The following is an 18644-nucleotide window of genomic DNA, read 5'->3' on the forward strand; positions in this document are numbered from 1 at the left end:
GCAAAGGTAAAAATTTATTCGCGCTCTTTACAATTCTCTGCTTATTCCACCGCCATCAAACGACGGTACTCATCCCAGGCATAGAGATCGGTCATGCCGCTAATGTAATCCTGAATCAGACGAAAGCGATAATAACGTTCCCATAACAAACGCTCATATTTGTGTTCAACAACCAGCGTGCGCATTTTATACAGATAGGCTTTTCTGTGCTTTCCGGAAAGTTTATGGAAAAGACGTGTCTCAATCGGATGGTTGCGCAAAAAATCTTCATTTATCAGTGTAGTAAAGTCTTCATAATTCAACATCATTAACGGTTGGTATATTTCAAGCAACCCCTTTATGACGCGATAACCCTGCAGCTCCAGCTGTTCAACTTCGGAATGATTAAACACCTGCTGCCGTGCTACAGTTTTAAATATTTGTAATAAACGCCCCTCTTCGCCGCCATCTTCTAATAATGCATGGTTGAAGTTTCCGTCAAAAATAGCGGGCAGATTGTCGATAAAACGTTTAACGGCATAGGTGACCAGAACGTTCTGAACATTAACCCGGAGGGACATGAAAAATTGATCGCTTCGGCTGCGGCGTTTTTTACTTCCTGCTTCGCGCCAGGCCTCACCTACGGTACGGCTGAACGCATCATTGTTATTTATTGGCCCCCAGGCTTTGCTGAGGAATTCATACAAACTGTCGACATTGAAAATGGCTTTTTCGACGGCGTCATCCAGATCGGCAATACAATATGAAATGTCATCAGCCGCTTCCATGATATAGGTCAGCGGGAAGCGATGATGCTCCGTCAGATGCGTCGCGGCACGGAGATCGCTGATATATTCCCGCTCAGACAAATAAAAGCCCGGTTTTTTCATTAATACGCTAAATTCGGCCGGTTTCTCACCCTGCCACCATGCCGGCGCGGTATATTTAAGAATACAGGCCACCTGAGAGTAGCTCAGGTTGAGCTGCAGCAAGGTGTGCACCATACGGATCGCCTGGGCATTGCCTTCAAAATGGCATAAATCCTGACGAATCATAGCGTTCATTTGATCAAAGGACTGGCGCTGCTCTTCGCTTTCGACGCCAGCCACCAGCGGATCGACCAGTTCGGCAGCCAGATTATCTTCAAACCAGTCGTTAATGGCAGCTTCGCCAAAATGCCCGAACGGAGGATTCCCGACGTCATGCAACAGACACGCCATTTCGACCAGACTTTCAAAGGCCCCTTCCATGTCGTCCAGTCCATATTTTGCCAGCCCACCCTGCATTTTTAAGGTTTGCAGAATCTCTTTGCTGATATATCGACCGGTTTGCTGCACTTCAAGCGAATGCGTCAGGCGTGAACGGACGGCGGCGTTGCGCTCAAGCGGAAAGACCTGGGTTTTTTGTTGCAGTCGGCGAATGGCCGCCGAATTAATGATGCGTCCACGATCGCTTTCAAAATGGCGGGTAATAAAATATTCACCTTGCGGATCTTTACGGTTGCTATAAGGGCGAGTGAAGCTGATCTTCTTCCTGAAATTGATCGCCGCCATACCTGTCCCCTTATTTTTTCGTGAAATGATCCCGTCAGTGCCATGATAGACTATGCCCGATTTTTACATTCATTACATTAGCGAGACGCAAAATGAAAGCAGGCATCATTGGCGCAATGGAGCAGGAAGTGACCCTGCTGCGTGACAAAATTGAAAATCGTCAGACTCTGTCTCTGGCGGGCTGTGAAATTTACACTGGCACACTCAATGGTGTTGACGTTGCCTTGCTGAAATCAGGCATTGGTAAAACCTCGGCAGCCCTTGGCACCACACTGTTGCTGCAGCTGTGTAAACCCGATCTCGTTATTAATACCGGTTCCGCAGGCGGTTTAGCCCCGACGTTAGCCGTAGGTGACATCGTGGTGTCGGAAGAAGTGCGCTATCACGATGCCGATGTGACCGCGTTTGGCTATGAGCCGGGCCAGATGGCAGGTTGTCCGGCTGCCTTTACGGCTGACAGCACCCTGATTGCCGAGGCGGAAGCCTGCATTAACCAGCTCAACCTGAACGCGGTTCGCGGCCTGGTGGTGAGCGGCGATGCGTTTATCAACGGGGCTGAGCCCCTGGCGCGCATCCGGGCGACTTTCCCACAGGCTATTGCGGTTGAAATGGAAGCGACCGCCATTGGCCATGTCTGTCATCAGTTCCAGGTGCCTTTTGTGGTCGTCAGAGCGATTTCCGACGTGGCCGATAAGGAATCACACCTGAGTTTTGACGAGTTTCTGAGCGTCGCGGCCAGCCAGTCGTCACTGATGGTTGAAAATTTGCTGGCCCGTCTGGCTCGTGGCTAAACGGCTGTTGTTGTGCTGGCTGCTGCTGTTGAGCAGCAGCCTGTATGCTGCCCCACCCCGCGTCATCACCCTTGCTCCCCATCTGACTGAGCTCGCCTTTGCCGCAGGTATTACCCCGATTGCGGTCAGCGCCTGGTCCAGCTATCCGCCTGAAGCAAAAAACATTGAACAGGTCGCTAACTGGCAGGGCATCAATCTTGAACGTATTTTGCAGCTTAAACCCGATGTGGTGTTGGCGTGGCGCGGCGGCAATCCGCAGCGTCAGGTAGACCAGCTGCAGCAGTTGGGTATTAAGGTTGAATGGGTCAATGCCGCAACGCTGGATGGCATGATTGATGCACTGGCAGGATTAGCAAAGTGGAGTCCAGCGCCGCAACGTGCCGCACAAGCCGCCGGGGAGCTGCGCCAGCAGGAAGCGGCTTTGCGGAAGCGCTACCACACACAACATCCCGTTCCCGTCTTTCTGCAGTTTGGCTTTTCGCCCATGTTTACCGCGGCTAAGGCGACGCTGCAAAACGATATCATCAGGCTGTGTGGCGGGCAGAATATCTTTGCCGACAGTGCGGTGAGCTGGCCCCAGGTGAGCCGGGAACAGGTGTTGATGCGCCATCCGCAGGTCATCGTCACAACAGGTGATGCACAGCAGGCAAGTCACACGGCGCAGTTCTGGCGACCGCAGCTTAACGTCAGCGTGATTGCCATTAACGACGACTGGCTCAGCCGTCCGGGACCGCGCATCCTGTTAGCCGCCGACCAACTGTGTAAAGGCCTACACCCGGGTAAATAATGCTGTCGGTTCTGCATGCGTTACACCGTCAACTAAAGAAATCACCCTGACTGCCGTTAATTTTAAGTATGAGACACGTGCCACGTATGCCCGATGTCCGTTTTAGCGCTTAGCGCATTCGACTACACCAGGAATTTAAATATGACCAAAGCACCGCTTCTGGCCATAGGGCTTCTGATCGCGCAGCAGGCCTACGCGGGATCGACGACCGGCTCTATTAACGTCAGACTCGTCATCTATTCACGTTGTGAAGTTAACCGTTCAATGGGGCAGTCTGTGCCGCAGGTTGAGTGCGGTCGTCAGATAAACGCACAGCCGCGCGTGACACAAACGGTGTTAAAGCGACAGGGAAGCAGCGGGACGAACGATCGTCTGGTGACGGTTGAATGGTAACCGAGGCCGCCCGCAGAGGCGGCCCGATAATCAGATACTGAATGACGACCCGCAGCCGCAGGTGGTTTTGGCGTTAGGGTTGGTGACGATAAAGCGCGATCCTTCCAGCCCTTCCGTGTAATCCACAGAACCGCCCACCAGATACTGCAGGCTCATGGGATCAACCACCAGCGAGACGCCCTGCTTTTCAATGGTCATGTCGCCGTCGTTCATTTGATCGTCGAATGTAAAACCATACTGAAAGCCGCTGCAACCACCACCAGTGATATACACACGCAGCTTCAGTGCCGGGTTCTCTTCGTCAGCAATCAGATTCTTAACTTTTTTGGCTGCTGCGTCGGTAAACTGCAACGGCAGTGCTACTACTTCATCACTCATGAGTTACTCCGTAAACGTCCGGGTCAGAAAACGACCTCAATATTGCTATTATCTGCCAGCGACCCGGCGCAATCAAGCTTTCAGCTTCGCACTCTGTGCCGGATTCACTTTGATGATTATAGCGGCCTTTCGTCAGCAGCCCCTCTTCCGTAGAATAGCCCGATATTTTATGAACTGCTGGAGCCGAAAATGAGTAAGTCTGAAGAACTGTTCGCCGAAGCACAACGCCTGATCCCCGGCGGTGTGAACTCGCCGGTACGGGCGTTTACCGGTGTGGGTGGCGTTCCGCTGTTCATTGAGCATGCTGACGGTGCATATCTTTATGACGCCGACGGTAAAAAGTACATCGACTATGTTGGGTCATGGGGCCCGATGGTGCTGGGACATAACAATGATGGCATTCGTCAGGCCGTGATTGAGGCTGCCCAGCGCGGCCTGAGCTTCGGGGCACCAACCGAGATGGAAGTCACCATGGCGCAGCTGGTGTGTAAACTGGTTCCCAGCATGGAAATGGTGCGCATGGTGAACTCCGGCACCGAAGCCACCATGAGCGCGATTCGTCTGGCGCGCGGTTTTACCGGTCGCGACAAAATCATCAAGTTTGAAGGGTGCTACCACGGTCATGCCGACCATCTGCTGGTGAAAGCCGGTTCCGGTGCGCTGACGCTGGGGCAGCCTAACTCACCGGGCGTGCCCGCCGATTTTGCCAAGCATACGCTGACCTGTACATATAACGATCTGGATTCGGTGCGCGCTGCGTTTGAACAGTATCCGCAGGCTATCGCCGCTATTATTGTCGAGCCCGTGGCCGGAAACATGAACTGTATTCCGCCCCAACCCGAATTCTTACCCGGCCTGCGCGCGCTCTGTGATGAGTTTGGCGCACTGCTGATTATCGATGAAGTGATGACGGGTTTCCGCGTTGCCCTGGGCGGTGCGCAAGAGTACTACAACGTCAAACCGGATCTCACCTGCCTCGGCAAAATCATCGGTGGCGGTATGCCGGTGGGTGCTTTTGGCGGCCGTCGCGAAGTCATGGAGGCACTGGCACCGACCGGACCGGTTTATCAGGCGGGTACGCTGTCCGGTAACCCTGTCGCTATGGCTGCCGGCTATGCCTGCTTAACCCAGATTGCCCAGCCGGGCATGCATGACAAACTCAATCGTCTGACCTCACAGTTAGCGCAGGGACTGCTCGACGCGGCAAAACAGGAAAATATTCCGGTGGTGGTGAATCAGGTTGGCGGCATGTTTGGCCTGTTCTTTACCGATGCCGACAGCGTCACCTGCTATAAAGATGTGACGCAGTGCGATGTTGAACGCTTCAAGCGCTTTTTCCACCTGATGCTTGAAGAAGGCGTTTACTTTGCGCCGTCCGCCTTTGAAGCCGGTTTTATGTCGCTGGCGCACAGCGCAGAGGACATTCAGCACACTGTCGATGCCGCCCGTCGCTGCTTCGCTAAGCTGTAAAAAATGCAGACCGGCAAACGCCGGTCTTTTTTTTAACGAGCGCGCCGCAATAACCAAATAAAATAGGGTGCCCCTAAAAATGTGGCCATCAATCCCGCCGGAATTTGGTTTGGGAACGCCACCATTCGCCCACACCAGTCAGCTATCATCATTAAACCTGCGCCAAGCACACCCGACAGCAACAGCTGCGGCAACGCGCGACGGAACCCCAGCATGCGCGCCATGTGTGGTGCCATCAGCCCCACGAAGCTCAATGGCCCAATCGTCAGCGTGGCACTGGCCGTTAAGGCCGCGGCCAGCAGCAGCAGCGCCAGCCGCGAGGCGGTGAGCGCCATGCCGGCCGAGCGCGCCGTGGCGCTTCCCAAAGGCAGCAGCGTGAGCCAGCGGCTGGCCAGCGGCGCTAACGACACCAGCACGACTGCACAGCCTGCACTTTGCAGCGCCTGGGTGGCGCTGACGTTATAGGTCGAGCCGGAGATCCAGGTCAGTAAACCCGACATCCGGGGATCGCCACTGGCCATCAACAACATCAGAATGGTGACAAAAGCGCTGTTTAACGCCATCCCGGCCAACAGCATGCGTTCGGGTGAAAACCCGCCACGGCTGGCAACCAGCATAATGATCGCCAGGGTTACCGCTGCGCCCAGCGCACCGGCAGGCAACAGAAACGCCAGCGCATTACCGGGTACCAGGAATAGCATCACGACCACACCGCAGGCCGCGCCGGAACTGATGCCCAAGACTTCCGGGCTGGCCATCGGGTTACCGGTCAGTCGCTGAATCAGGCTACCGGCTACGCCCAGCATTAAGCCTACCGCCAGGGCCGCCAGCACGCGCGGTGCGCGCCACGGAAGCAGCGCATTGAGCATGTCACCTTGGGTCCAGATCCAGCCTTGCGCGTCCCGTCCAAACGCCAGACAGAGCCAGGCCAGCATGCCTAACACCACCAGACCGGTCAGGCTCCAGCGCAGAAAATGATGACGTTCAACCGGCACGCTGTCGCCCTGATCCAGTGCGGGGGGAACGGACCCCGTCCGCAGGCGCGGGAGCAGCCAGAGCAGAATCGGCACGCCCAGTAACGCCGTCACCGTGCCGGTGGAAACCTCGCGCCAGTGCGTCGTAAGCCACAGGACGCAGGCATCCGCCAGCCACAGCAGCAATGCGCCAATCAGCGGAGCCAGCAGCATGCGGCTCAGCAAGCGGCGTCCACCGAGCAGCCTTGCCAGCAGCGGCGCAAACAGGCCGATAAAACCAATGATGCCGGCGACGCTCACCAGCTGTGCGCTCAGCAGTATTGCCAGCGCCAGAATCGCTAACCGGGTGACGGACAGGGCCAGCCCGAGGTTTTTTGCCACGCCATCGTCCAACCCCATGAGCGTCAGCGGCCGCAGAAGCGCCAGTGACAGTATCAGCGCCAGCACCAGGCGCGGCCAGAGCTGGGTAACGCTGTCCCAGCTCATCTGATTCAGTGCGCCCGTGCTCCACAAGAACATATTTTGCAACTGGTCGTGATTGAAGATGGCGAAGATCTGATTAACCGCCCCGCTGTAGAGACTCAGGACCAGCCCTGCCAGAATCAGGGTAACGGGCGATAAGCGTTTACTCCAGGCCACGCTAAAGACCAGCGCCCCCACCAGCAACGCACCACCTGAGGCGGCAAGCTGCTGGGTGAGTGCTCCGCCCGGCAGGTGCCACAATGTGGCGACGGTGATCCCCAACTGTGCGCCGGATGAAACCCCTAGCGTTCCCGGTTCCGCCAGCGGGTTTCGCAGTACCTGTTGAAACAGCAAGCCCGCTAATCCCAGACCGGCACCCACCAACAGCGCCAGCGCCCAGCGCGGCAGCAAACTGTAGTGAAACACCATCTGCTGGACATTAGCGGTATCCGGTGACCACAAGGCCTGAGTCCACTGCCCCGGAGGCAGGGCCTGCTGAAGGTTTATCGCGGTGAGCGCCAGCGCGAGCAGAAACAGGACGCTCAGCACGGTGACAGGAAAATAACGATGCCGCATCAGACCTTCTCCAGCGCATGTTCCAGCACGCGTATAAAATGCAGGGCCGACAATGTTGCCCCGTAGTACCAGACCGCCGGTACGCGTTGAAAATGACCGCTTTGGACAAAAGGCATTGCCTGCCACAGCGGGCTGCGCGACAGCTGCTGCATAACGGCCGCATTGTCGTGGTCGAAGCAGATGGCTTCGACATCGTGAAACGCCGCCAGCCTTTCCAGGCCAATCACTGAACTTCCCCAGAAATTGGTTTCTCCCTGCCAGGCATTCTTCAGGCCAAGCCGTTCCATGACTTCAAGGAATAAGCTGTTCTTACCGAAGGTGATGGCATGGCGGCTGTCAAGCAGTGACATCAGCAAGATAGCGCGTCCGGCATAGGGAGCCAGACGCTGACGGGCTGCGGCGATTTCCGCATCCACGTATTGCAGATGCGCTTCAGCCTGAGCTTCCCGCCCCAGCCTGGCCCCGAGCGCGCGCAGCGAGACACGCGCGCGCGACAAGGGTTTACCGTCGCCGCCGTGCAGGTCAAACCCCATAATGGGCGCAATACGCTGGAGTTTCTCTTTAGGCGGTCCATAGCCGTTTGAACAGAGAATCAGGGAGGGATGCATCTGGGTCATCAGTTCAAGGTTAGGCTCGGTACGCAGCCCAACATCCACCACGCCGGCAGGCAAGGCTGGCTGCCCGACCCAGATATTATAATTATGCACATCGGCGACCCCAAAGGGCTTAACGCCTAACGCCAGCAGCAGTTCGGTGGGTAACCACTCCAGCGCGATGATGCGAGCGGGATCGGGCTGCGCCGCCTGGAGTGAAAAGGGGCTCATCAGTGGCGATAACGCCATCGCCATCATCAGGCGACGGCGGAATAAATCGGGCATTATCCTGTCCTTAACACACAAAGCTCACCGGCGCGCCGCCGCCAGGATGGGGAAAGATCCCCATTGGAATACCATAGATATCCTGCAAAACGTCCGCCTGCATGATGTGCTCCGGGCCGCCTTGCGCGATAAGCCCGCCGCCACGTAATGCCACCAGATGGTCGCAGTAACGGGCCGCCATGTTGATGTCATGCAATACGGTAATGACGGTTAAGCCATGCTCCCGGCTCAGCGTCTGAATCAGGGCCAGCACGTCCACCTGGTGGGCAATGTCCAGTGCGGAAGTGGGTTCATCCAGCAGCAGACAGCGGCTGTTTTGCGCCACCATCATCGCCAGCCAGGCCCGTTGCCGTTCCCCACCCGATAAGCTGTCTACCAGACGAGAGGCAAAAGGCGTTAATCCGACGAGCGAAATCGCCTGCTCAACGCGTGCCCGGTCCTCCTGACTGAAACGTCCCAGCGCCCCATGCCAGGGATAACGCCCGATGGCCACCAGCTCACGCACCGTCATGCCTTCGGCAGCCGGTAACTGCTGCGGTAAATAGGCGACCTCACGGGCAAACACTTTGCTTTTTAAGCTCTCTACAGGCCGACCATTAAGGAGCACCCGGCCTTCGCTGGCCGCGTGATGCCGTCCCAACATTTTTAACAGCGTGGATTTGCCTGAACCGTTATGACCTATCAGTGCGGTCACTTTGCCTGGTGTAAAAGAGAGAGACAGCGGCTGGAGAAGCGTGCGACCGGGTACACGAAAGCTGGCATTCTCCAGTTGGAAGGTCGTTTGTTGATGCTGCGGAAGCTGCATGGTAATCCCTGTAAACGGGCGCCGGAGCGCCCTCATCTATCAGAACCGGAACGTGGCGGTACCTGTAATCTGCCGTTCTGCGCCCCAGTAGCACGCATACTCACGGTAACAACTGGCAACGTAGTCGCGGTTAAACAGGTTGTTAACGTTAACGCCTACCGTTGAGCCAGGCAAACCAAAACGTCCTAAATCATATTTCAGTGCAGCATCGAAAGTGGTATAACCCGCCACGCTAAAGTTCTGGTTGACATCAGGACCTGTGCTATACAGCCCCTGACTTTCGCCCACGTAACGGACGCCCGCTCCGACGGTGACGCCTGACAGCGCGGTTTCGTGGAAGGTATAGTCACTCCACAGTGACGCCATGTGTTTGGGCACCTGTACCGGGGTTTTGCCCTGGAGCTGGGTATCTTCCGTATATTCGGCATCGGTATAGGTATAAGAAGCCGTCAGGTTCACGTTGGCGTTCAGCGCCGCTTTGGCTTCCAGTTCCACACCGCGAGAACGGATTTCGCCGCTCTGGATGCTGGCAAACGGATGCAATGGGTTGGGATCTGCCGTCAGATTTTTGGTCTTAGTCAGTTCATATACCGCGGCTGTCATGACGATTGGCCGATCTTTCGGTACATATTTCACACCGGCTTCATACTGCTTAGCCCGAGAAGGATCGAACGCGTTCCCCTCATACGTCGAGCCCGCATTAGGAAGGAAGGCTTCGCTGTAGCTGAAGTAAGGTGCGATACCGTTATCGAATACGTAGTTCAGACCGCCGCGCCAGGTAAAGGCCTGATCGTTTTGACGATCGAGATTACCGTTATAGCGGTTGTATACTGACGTCATGGCGTAATCATATCGGCCACCTAACGTCAGAACCCAGCGATCCCACTCCATCTGATCCTGCGCATACAAACCTGTCTGGCGCTGTTTATTTAAGTGCTTGTAGGGTTCAGCATAGGGCGAAGTCGTATCATTGCCATATTGCGGGTTAAACGGATTTAACGCTGTTGCCGTACCGAACTGTGCGTCAATATCATTACGGGTACGCTGGAAATCAACGCCAAGCAATAAGGTATGAGCGAGTTCACCGGTGGCAAATTTAGCCTGTACCTGATTGTCCACAGCAAACTGGTTCAGCTTCTCTTTGGAAAGTGCTGAATTGCGCGTAATCAGCTGCGTGTCCGGATTATAACCAAAGCCGTAAATACTGCGGTAATCCGTGGTTAACTCGGCATAGCGCAGATTCTGACGCACCGTCCAGGTATCATCAAAACGGTGCTCGAAGCTGTAGCCCAGCATTTTGGTGTTGCGTGAGATGCGGTTGCTCTTCTCGCCCTCATCAAAGTTGGTCGGCAGTTTGTACTGGCTGCCATCAGGCCGGGTGATCGGCACAACGGTCCCTTCACGCGGCAGCCAGCCGTAATAGCCGGTGTCCGGCTCGTTCTGGAAATAGGTCAGCAGATCTAAACGGGTATTTTCATCCGGACGCCAGCTGAATGAAGGGGCGATAGTGTAACGCTTTTGTTTATTGTTCGCCTGTTGGGCATCCTGGCTGCTGGCCTGGCCTGTCAGGCGATAGCTGTATACGCCCGCATCGTCTATGGCACCGCCAAAGTCGAAACCGGTGGAATAAAGATTATGGTTGCCCATCTGGAACTGGACTTCGCGCAGCGTTTCCTGAGTGGGACGCTTGCTGACTAAAGCGACAACCCCGCCGGGATTGCTTTTACCGTACAGCACGGAAACCGGACCGCGCAGCAGTTCAGCCCGCTCCAGAAAATAGGGATCGATAGCGAATTCAGAGTAGTTGTCACCCTGCAGCTTCAGCCCATCAAGATACTGATTGGTGTTGGTTTCGCTAAAGCCGCGAATCGACAGCGCGTCAATGACCGAAGAGCTGCCGCGGTTGCCGGTGAGTACGCCTGGCGTATAGTTAAACGCCTGCTTGACGCTGCTGACGTTGCGCATCTCCATCTCTTCACGCGTGACCACGGAAACCGACTGCGGGTTCTTTTCAATCGGCGTATCCGTTTTGGTACCGGTAGCGCTGCGTTTCGCAGCAACGGTGGCCGCCGGTCCCCACGGATTTTCCTGCCCGACAGCGGCACCACCGTTGGCCGAAACCACCACCGTTTGTTCGGCGAAGACCAGCGAACTTGCGCCGCCGGAAAGCAGCGCAATCATCAGTGCCAGAGGGCGACGGGTAAATAACCTTTGTGGGAAACCAAAAGTGGTGGTGCGCGCAGTCATGAAGGTGTCTCTCAAATGGGGATGAATAAGCGAATCGAAACGATAATGATTATTATAACGTTTCGATAATATGCGAGATCCAACATTTTCTGCAAGCGGAATTCCCATCAGTGGCGCTGTTTGTCGCTCGATTCCTTCATCATCAGCAGGCACAAAAAAAGGCACCGGAGTGCCTTTTTTTAACCGCTTTTAGCCGGTTATTTACCAAACATATCTTTTATCCAGCCCGCAACGCCATTACTGTCTTTCTGTTCCTGTTGTTGCTGCTGTTGCAATTGTTGCTGCTGTTGCTGTTGTTGTTGCTGCTGCATTTGCTGCTGCTGAACCTGCTGCTGCTGCTGTTGACACAGCGCGTTGGGATCCAGCGCCCAAACCGGTAGCGAACGCCAGGTGCTGCTGCCCGAGCCACAAACAAAGTTGCCTGCCGAATCTATATTCATCATCGTGACATCTTCAGGCGGCGTCAGCTGCAACGGCATGGGTGCCTGGTTATCAAGATAGCGACGATAGATCTGCATGGCGCCGCTGGCACCGTACAGTTTGGTGGGCTGGTTGTTATCACGCCCTACCCAGGTTATCGCTACTTCTTTACCGTCGATGCCCGCAAACCAGCTGTCGATCAGGTCGTTTGTGGTGCCTGTTTTACCTGCCAGATGCGCATTCGGGAAACGCGCGCCCAGGGCGCGCGCTGTACCGTGATCGGCAACCTGCTGCATCGTGTAGAGCGTTAAATAGGCCGCCTGCGCCGGTTCAACCCGCTGGGCCTGTGGGAAGCTCTGGTACAGTACGGTTCCGTCTTCCGCAATGACGGAGCGCACTGCAGACAGATCGGCACGATTCCCTCCGCTGGCAATCGACTGGAACGCCTGGGCAACTTCAACCGGCGTCAGGTTGAGTGCGCCCAGCAGCATAGCCGGCACCGGGTTGAGCTGATCTTTTGGCACGCCCAGTTTGGTCCAGGTATCCACCACTGCATTGAGTCCCAGCGTCATGCCCAGGTTCACCGTTGGCACGTTCATAGAGTTGGTTAACGCGTCCACCAGCATAACTTTGCCACTGAAGCGGCGGTCGTCATTCATGGGTTTCCAGACGCTGCCGTTGGGCTGTTTCAGCGCAATAGGTTCGTCGGCGATCCAGGTATTCAGCCGGTACGTATTCGGCTGGCTCAGTGCGGTAAGATACGTCGCGGGTTTCGCCAGAGAACCAATTGAACGGCGAGCCTGTAACGCACGGTTATAGCCTGCAAACTGCGGATCGGCGCCGCCGACCATCGCGCGAACTTCACCCGTGAAGCGGTCAACGACCACCATTGCGGTTTCCAGATCTTTCAAACCGCGCTGCTTTTTCAGGGTGGGAATACCGTCGATCACCGCTTTTTCAGCGGCATCCTGTGAGACCGGATCTAACGTGGTGAAAATTTTCACACCCGACAGATCTTTGACCTTGTCGCCCAGCTTCGCCTGCAGCTCATTACGCACCATTTGCATAAAGGCAGGCTGAGGCGTGATCACACCGCCTTTCGGTTGCACGCCTAACGGACGGGCTGACAGCATGTCATACAGTTCCTGGTCGATGACTTTCTGCTGCTGCAGTAAGCGCAGAACCAGATTGCGTCGTTCCAGCGCCAGCTTCGGGTTACGCCATGGATTATAGAGCGAAGCGCCTTTTACCATGCCAACCAGCATTGCCTGCTGATCGAGGCTCAGTTCATCTACTGGTCGGCCAAAGTAGTAAAGGCTGGCCAGGGGGAAACCACGAATCTGATCGTTACCTGCCTGGCCGAGGTACACCTCGTTAAGGTAAAGCTCCAGAATGCGATCTTTACTGTAACGGGCGTCCATGATCACGGCCATATAGGCTTCACGCGCTTTACGCCACAGTGAACGCTCGTTGGTCAGGAACAGGTTTTTTACCAGCTGCTGAGTCAGCGTACTGCCGCCCTGCACCGCTTTACCTGCCGTAATATTCGCGACGAAGGCACGACCGATAGAATACGGGCTGATACCGTCATGCTCGTAAAAATGGCGATCTTCGGTGGCGATCAGCGTATCAACCAGCAGATCCGGGAAGCCCGCACGGGGCACAAACAGGCGTTGTTCACCGTTGGGTGACTGCAGCATGGTAATCAGACGTGGATCAAGACGGAAGAAACCAAAATCACGTCCGGTTTCAACGTTTTTAATCTCGCTGAGTTCATCTTTGCTAAAGGTCATACGGGCATGGATCTGCCCCTCTTTGCTGTCCGGAAAATCAAACGGACGGCGCAACAGTTCAATGGTGTTGCCCTTGACCGAGAACTCACCCGGGCGCGTAATACGTGAAACTTCACGGTATTGCGTGCCTTCAAGCAGCGCGATCATTTCACTTTTGTTGTAGGCCATGCCAGGTTCAAGGCTGACCATACGACCATATACGGCGGCGGGCAGCTGCCAGACTTTCCCGTCTATACGGCTGCGAATTTCCGAGTCGAGGTATACGCCCCACGCGGCCATTACCACCACAAATACCAGGAACAGCTTAATTAACCATCCCAGCCAACGGCGTTTGCCGCGCGGCGGTTTTCCACCTTTACCTTTACGTGGCACCGGCGCTTCCTCCTCGTAGTCATCATCAAAATCGTCCTGAGCATCGTCATCGATGTCTCTGCGCCGCCCACGGCGGGCGCTGCTGCGCGGTGGCAGCGGTTTTCCTTTGCGCCCAATAGGTTCGCGATCGTTCCCAGACATGCGTTTTATTCTCCAGGCATAGCTTACGGCTGCGCCGCTACTCTAACTGCTTTCTTCACTGTCGCATGGCAGAACCCTCTGAATTAACCTGAGGTTCCGCCCTGTGACGTATTCTTTTTTGTCCGCCTTGTCGGCAAGGCAGAGGCAGGATCGTCAGGCCAGGGATGTTTGGGATAACGCCCTTTCATCTCTTTTTGCACGTCCGCATAGGCACCCCGCCAGAAGGCCGCAAGATCGCGGGTGATCTGTAAAGGGCGCTGGGCGGGCGATAACAGCTCCAGTACCAGTGGAACCCGCCCTTCTGCCACGGTCGGATTGCTGGCTTCGCCAAACATTTCCTGGATGCGTACCGCCAGTGCAGGCGGTTTATCCGCATCATAGCGGATGGGCAGCCGACTTCCGGTGGGCACAGTGTAATGAGTTGGCAGCACAGTATCCAGCCGCTGACGTTGTGACCATGTGAGCAAATGTAAGAGCGCGCTGACAAGGTTCACGGACTGTAAACTCTTCAGGTCGCGCACTCCGCTCATCTCAGGCAGAAGCCAGTGTTCGAGCGACTCAAGCAGGCTGGCGTCATCAACCTGAGGCCATGGCTCCTCGGGTAACCATTGGGCCGCACACTGAATGCGCAGGCGCAACTGCCCGGACGCCGGCGTCCAGCCCAACACCGAGAGTCCTTTTTTACTGATCCACCGTAGCATGGCCGCCTGCAGTACTTCTGCATCGGGCCGGGCAAGCGGTTGGGTTTTCAGGACCAGTTCGCCAATCTGCTCACGCCGCAACGTGCGCAGTGTGCCTTTCTCCTCATCCCATTCCACCTCGGTACGCTGTTCAACGAGCAGCGGACACTGTTGCGTCAAGGTATCAATATCGACGGGCATGGCCAGCAGGATGCGCGCGTCCGGCGCGCTGCTGCCTTGTAACAATGTGGGCGCGATTAACCATTCGTAACGCGTCAGTGCCTGTTGTTCGTCCAGCATCGCGCCCAGTCCGTTAGCGAGCTGATACCGGCCGCTGTTATCACGACGTCGTGCCAGGCGGTCGCTGAATCCAGCAGTCAGCAGCGCGGCAAACCGGTCTTCGTCCACCCGGCCACCCAGGACGCCGATGCGTTTTTGCCAGTGCTGTGCGCGGCGTTGCCACTGAGGCGATGGACGATAAAGCGCGTCACGTAAATCGACGCTGGCGCTGCGAGGAGGATCTTCCAGAATGGCCACCAGCAAGGCCGCGCTGGCAACGGCATCAGCGTCGCCGCCTGCCGCACATAACATCGCGCTAAGACGGGCGTCGCTGCCCAACTGCGCCATTCGTCGTCCCTGGGCATTAAGATGGCCCTGATCGTCCAGCGCCCCCAGCCGCAACAGCTGCTGCCGGGCCGCGCGCAAATGCTTTTCCGGCGGCAGATCGATCCACTGTAGCTGATCGATACGGGTACATCCCCACTGCAGCAGCTCCAGCCACAGCGAGGTGAGATCGCTGTGCAAAATTTCCGCTTCGCTCTGCGCAGGCGCGCGTGAGGCCTGTTCCTGCGCTACCAGATGCAGGCAAATACCGGGCATGACACGTCCGGCTCGTCCGGCGCGCTGCGTCATGGAGGCCTGACTGACGCGCTGGGTCTGCAGCCGCGTCACACCGCTGCGGGCATCAAACAGCGCGCTTCGTTCCTGCGCGCTGTCCACCACCAGGCGAATGCCTTCAATTGTCAGGCTGGTTTCGGCGATGTTGGTCGCCAGCACCACTTTGCGGCGTCCGCTGGCGGCAGGCAGGATGGCCCGTTGCTGGGCCGCAAGGGGAAGTGCGCCATACAGCGGGGTCAGATCCACATCAGCGTCAACGCGCGCTTCCAGCTCTCGCTTTACCCGCTCGATTTCCGCAACGCCAGGCAGAAACAACAGCAGTGAGCCCGTTTCCTCTCGCAGCAACTGCGCGACTTCGCGCGCGACCGCCTCTTCAAACCGCAGAGTCTGGCTCAGCGCCGTGTAGCGTCGCTCAACCGGGTAGCTCCGCCCTTCCGAGGTAATGAGAGGGGCATTCGGTAGCAAGGCTGCCAGCCTGGCGTTATCGAGCGTCGCCGACATCAGCAGGATTTTCAAATCTTCACGCAACCCCTGCTGCACGTCCAGCAGCAGCGCCAGCGCCAGATCGGCCTGGAGGCTGCGCTCATGAAACTCATCCAGGATAACCAATGATACGCCGTCCAGCATGGGATCCTGCTGCAGCATTCGGGTCAGAATGCCTTCGGTCACCACTTCAAGCCGGGTCATCGGCCCTGCGCAGCTTTCGCCACGCATACGGTAGCCTACGGTCGCGCCGGGTTGTTCACCCAACTGTTCTGCCAGCCGTTGCGCCACATTACGTGCGGCAAGCCGACGCGGCTCCAGCATAATGATGCGTCCCGCTATCGCCTGATGCTGTAAAAGCTGAAGCGGCAACCAGGTGGATTTACCTGCGCCAGTGGGCGCGGCCAGCAGGATGTTTGAGGCGTCGTTAAGCGCGCTCAGAAGGTCAGGCAACACCGCGCTGACGGGTAGATCACTCACCGCAAACTCCACGAATGGCTGTGTTAAGATGGCGCGCATTGTAGCACTCATCCGTGAGGATTGCCGGAGACCGCCATGGCGTCACAACGCTTATTTTTTGCTATTACCCCGCCAGAGGCGCTGCAACAGCAACTGGTGCACTGGCGGGCACACACGTTTAGTGAGGATGCTGGCCGCCCGATTGCAGCCGCCAACCTCCACCTGACGCTGGCTTTTCTGGGGGATGTCTCCCCTGAAACCTCAACCCAGTTGCAGACGCTGGCGTCGCGTATCCGCCAGCCCGCGTTTGACGTCGCATTAGACGATGCGGGCCACTGGCCTCGTCCCGGCGTGGTGTGGCTGGGTTGCCAGCGTCCGCCGCGCGGCTTGTTACAGTTAGCAAGCCTGCTGCGCGCCCAGGCCGCGCGACACGGCTGCGGGCAACCGGCCCAGCCCTTTCATCCCCACGTGACGCTGCTGCGTGCGGCGACGCAGCCCGTCGCCCTGCCCCCTCGCGGCTTTCACTGGCAATTTTCAGCCAGCGAATTTTCCCTTTTCGCCTCCGAGTACGTGCAAGGCCGGACCCGCTACCGCACGCTGGCCAGTTGGCCCTTACTGCCTTAATCAGGAGCCTTATGCTTTTTTCCCCCGTTCTCAAATCTGCGCGACTGGTTACCCGCTATAAACGTTTTCTGGCCGATGTCGTGACGCCTGAAGGCGAGACGCTGACAATACATTGCGCCAATACCGGCGCAATGACCGGCTGTGCAACCCCGGGCGACACCGTTTGGTATTCAACCTCTGACAGCCTGACGCGCAAATATCCGCATAGCTGGGAGATGACCGAGACGCAGCAGGGCCACTGGATCTGCGTGAATACCCTGCGCGCTAACCAACTGGTACGTGAGGCGCTAAGCAAAAACCAGATTTTACCACTGGCGGGCTACGAGGAATGTCAGGCCGAAGTCAAATATGGCACTGAAAAAAGCCGAATTGATTTCCTGCTCAAGGCACAGGATCGACCTGAGTGCTATATTGAGGTGAAATCCGTGACGCTTTTACAGGAAGGTAAAGGCTATTTTCCGGATGCGGTGACGATTCGAGGACAGAAACACCTGCGCGAGCTGAGTCAGGCTGTGGCAGAGGGTCATCGGGCCGTTTTGTTGTTTGCCGTTCTGCACTCGGGGATTGAGGACGTTTCCCCGGCGCGTCACATTGATGCCGCTTACGCAGAGCAACTGGTACAGGCGCAGCTGAGTGGCGTGGAGATTTTGGCTTATCGGGCAGAACTGTCATCCGCCGGGATGTTATTAACGACGCCGGTTGACGTAACATTGTAATATCACTGGCATCCTTCTGTGATATGACTACCTTCTGTCAGGGGTCAACTACGCTGTTCCTCACAGGCTTGTCAAGATGCGATCAGGAATAATTGCCAACCTTGACTGCTTCTGTTATTTATAGCGGCCTGTTTTTTCCCCGTTGGGGGATCGATGTACCCAGGAGAGGGCCATAAACACGGTCAGCGTGAATGCGCTTACCGATGGCTATCGAAGGGTATAGTGCGTGTTATCCAGGAGAGAAACAACATGCAAGAAGGGCAAAACCGTAAAACATCGTCCCTGAGTATTCTCGCCATCGCTGGGGTGGAGCCTTATCAGGAGAAGCCGGGCGAAGAGTATATGAATGACGCGCAACTGGACCATTTTCGCAAGATTCTGGAAGCCTGGCGCAATCAATTGCGGGACGAAGTCGATCGCACCGTTACACATATGCAGGATGAAGCTGCTAACTTCCCTGACCCGGTTGACCGTGCCGCTCAGGAAGAAGAGTTCAGCCTGGAACTGCGTAACCGCGACCGCGAGCGTAAGTTAATTAAAAAGATCGAGAAAACGCTGAAGAAAGTCGAAGATGATGACTTTGGCTATTGCGATTCCTGTGGCGTAGAGATCGGTATCCGCCGTCTTGAAGCGCGTCCTACTGCCGATCTGTGTATCGACTGTAAGACACTGGCAGAAATTCGTGAGAAGCAAATGGCGGGTTAATGTTGCCGTCTGACTGCAGCCACACGGCGGAAGAAGTCCCACTTTTTCCGCCGTGTGATTC

15 protein-coding genes are annotated in these 18644 nt (G+C 56.4%); 7 read left to right on the forward strand and 8 right to left on the reverse strand.

Annotation, left to right across the window (positions count from 1 at the left end; genetic code table 11):
• Positions 1-41 precede the first annotated feature (41 nt).
• Positions 42-1532: a dGTPase gene (gene dgt / locus ACPXSQ_RS14515; RefSeq protein ID WP_014606552.1), complete on the reverse strand. Its 1491-nt coding sequence runs from the start codon at positions 1530-1532 to the stop codon at positions 42-44.
• A gap of 92 nt (positions 1533-1624) precedes the next feature.
• Between dgt and mtnN the strand changes: the two genes are divergently transcribed.
• The 3 genes from mtnN (at position 1625) to ACPXSQ_RS14530 (ending at position 3503) form a co-directional block, all read left to right on the forward strand.
• Positions 1625-2323 carry a 5'-methylthioadenosine/S-adenosylhomocysteine nucleosidase gene (gene mtnN / locus ACPXSQ_RS14520; RefSeq protein ID WP_014592954.1) on the forward strand — a complete coding sequence of 233 codons (699 nt, stop codon included), beginning with the start codon at positions 1625-1627 and terminating at the stop codon, positions 2321-2323.
• Positions 2316-3110, forward strand: coding sequence for a vitamin B12 ABC transporter substrate-binding protein BtuF (btuF, locus tag ACPXSQ_RS14525; protein ID WP_426144119.1), 795 nt, complete (start codon positions 2316-2318; stop codon positions 3108-3110). Before mtnN ends, btuF begins: the two co-directional genes overlap by 8 nt.
• A 141-nt stretch (positions 3111-3251) precedes the next feature.
• Positions 3252-3503 carry a hypothetical protein gene (locus tag ACPXSQ_RS14530; RefSeq protein ID WP_014606555.1) on the forward strand — a complete coding sequence of 84 codons (252 nt, stop codon included), beginning with the start codon at positions 3252-3254 and terminating at the stop codon, positions 3501-3503.
• A 30-nt stretch (positions 3504-3533) separates the two neighbouring features.
• Here ACPXSQ_RS14530 and erpA read toward each other — a convergent pair whose 3' ends face one another.
• Positions 3534-3881, reverse strand: coding sequence for an iron-sulfur cluster insertion protein ErpA (gene erpA / locus ACPXSQ_RS14535; protein ID WP_013024674.1), 348 nt, complete (start codon positions 3879-3881; stop codon positions 3534-3536).
• A gap of 189 nt (positions 3882-4070) precedes the next feature.
• Between erpA and hemL the strand changes: the two genes are divergently transcribed.
• Complete coding sequence (gene hemL, locus ACPXSQ_RS14540) at positions 4071-5351, forward strand: glutamate-1-semialdehyde 2,1-aminomutase (protein WP_014592952.1); 1281 nt, start codon at positions 4071-4073, stop codon at positions 5349-5351.
• A 32-nt stretch (positions 5352-5383) separates the two neighbouring features.
• Here the strand turns inward: hemL and fhuB are convergent, their stop codons facing one another.
• From fhuB to hrpB, 6 genes are all read right to left on the reverse strand, one after another.
• Complete coding sequence (fhuB, locus tag ACPXSQ_RS14545; protein ID WP_014606557.1) at positions 5384-7363, reverse strand: Fe(3+)-hydroxamate ABC transporter permease FhuB; 1980 nt, start codon at positions 7361-7363, stop codon at positions 5384-5386.
• A complete protein-coding gene (fhuD, locus tag ACPXSQ_RS14550) occupies positions 7363-8241 on the reverse strand; it encodes a Fe(3+)-hydroxamate ABC transporter substrate-binding protein FhuD (protein ID WP_014592950.1) in 879 nt (292 codons plus the stop codon). Before fhuD ends, fhuB begins: the two co-directional genes overlap by 1 nt.
• A gap of 10 nt (positions 8242-8251) precedes the next feature.
• A complete protein-coding gene (gene fhuC, locus ACPXSQ_RS14555; protein WP_014606558.1) occupies positions 8252-9046 on the reverse strand; it encodes a Fe3+-hydroxamate ABC transporter ATP-binding protein FhuC in 795 nt (264 codons plus the stop codon).
• A gap of 39 nt (positions 9047-9085) precedes the next feature.
• Positions 9086-11293, reverse strand: coding sequence for a ferrichrome porin FhuA (gene fhuA, locus ACPXSQ_RS14560; RefSeq protein ID WP_426144120.1), 2208 nt, complete (start codon positions 11291-11293; stop codon positions 9086-9088).
• Positions 11294-11490: 197 nt separating this feature from the next.
• Positions 11491-14019 carry a bifunctional glycosyl transferase/transpeptidase gene (gene mrcB / locus ACPXSQ_RS14565; protein ID WP_426144121.1) on the reverse strand — a complete coding sequence of 843 codons (2529 nt, stop codon included), beginning with the start codon at positions 14017-14019 and terminating at the stop codon, positions 11491-11493.
• Positions 14020-14102: 83 nt separating this feature from the next.
• Entirely contained in the window at positions 14103-16598 is a 2496-nt protein-coding gene (gene hrpB, locus ACPXSQ_RS14570) for an ATP-dependent helicase HrpB (RefSeq protein ID WP_028714827.1), read from the reverse strand.
• 36 nt (positions 16599-16634) lie between these two features.
• Here hrpB and thpR point away from each other — a divergent pair, with 36 nt between their 5' ends.
• The 3 genes from thpR to dksA all read left to right on the forward strand — a co-directional run bounded on the left by thpR (position 16635) and on the right by dksA (position 18583).
• Positions 16635-17162 carry an RNA 2',3'-cyclic phosphodiesterase gene (gene thpR / locus ACPXSQ_RS14575; protein ID WP_015700935.1) on the forward strand — a complete coding sequence of 176 codons (528 nt, stop codon included), beginning with the start codon at positions 16635-16637 and terminating at the stop codon, positions 17160-17162.
• An 11-nt stretch (positions 17163-17173) separates the two neighbouring features.
• Positions 17174-17878, forward strand: a complete 705-nt coding sequence (sfsA, locus tag ACPXSQ_RS14580) for a DNA/RNA nuclease SfsA (RefSeq protein WP_014592945.1) — start codon at positions 17174-17176, stop codon at positions 17876-17878.
• A 249-nt stretch (positions 17879-18127) separates the two neighbouring features.
• Positions 18128-18583 carry an RNA polymerase-binding protein DksA gene (dksA, locus tag ACPXSQ_RS14585; RefSeq protein WP_006117731.1) on the forward strand — a complete coding sequence of 152 codons (456 nt, stop codon included), beginning with the start codon at positions 18128-18130 and terminating at the stop codon, positions 18581-18583.
• Positions 18584-18644 lie beyond the last annotated feature (61 nt).

The sequence above is a fragment of the Pantoea sp. EEL5 genome, from assembly GCF_049892805.1.
GTDB lineage: Bacteria > Pseudomonadota > Gammaproteobacteria > Enterobacterales > Enterobacteriaceae > Pantoea > Pantoea ananatis.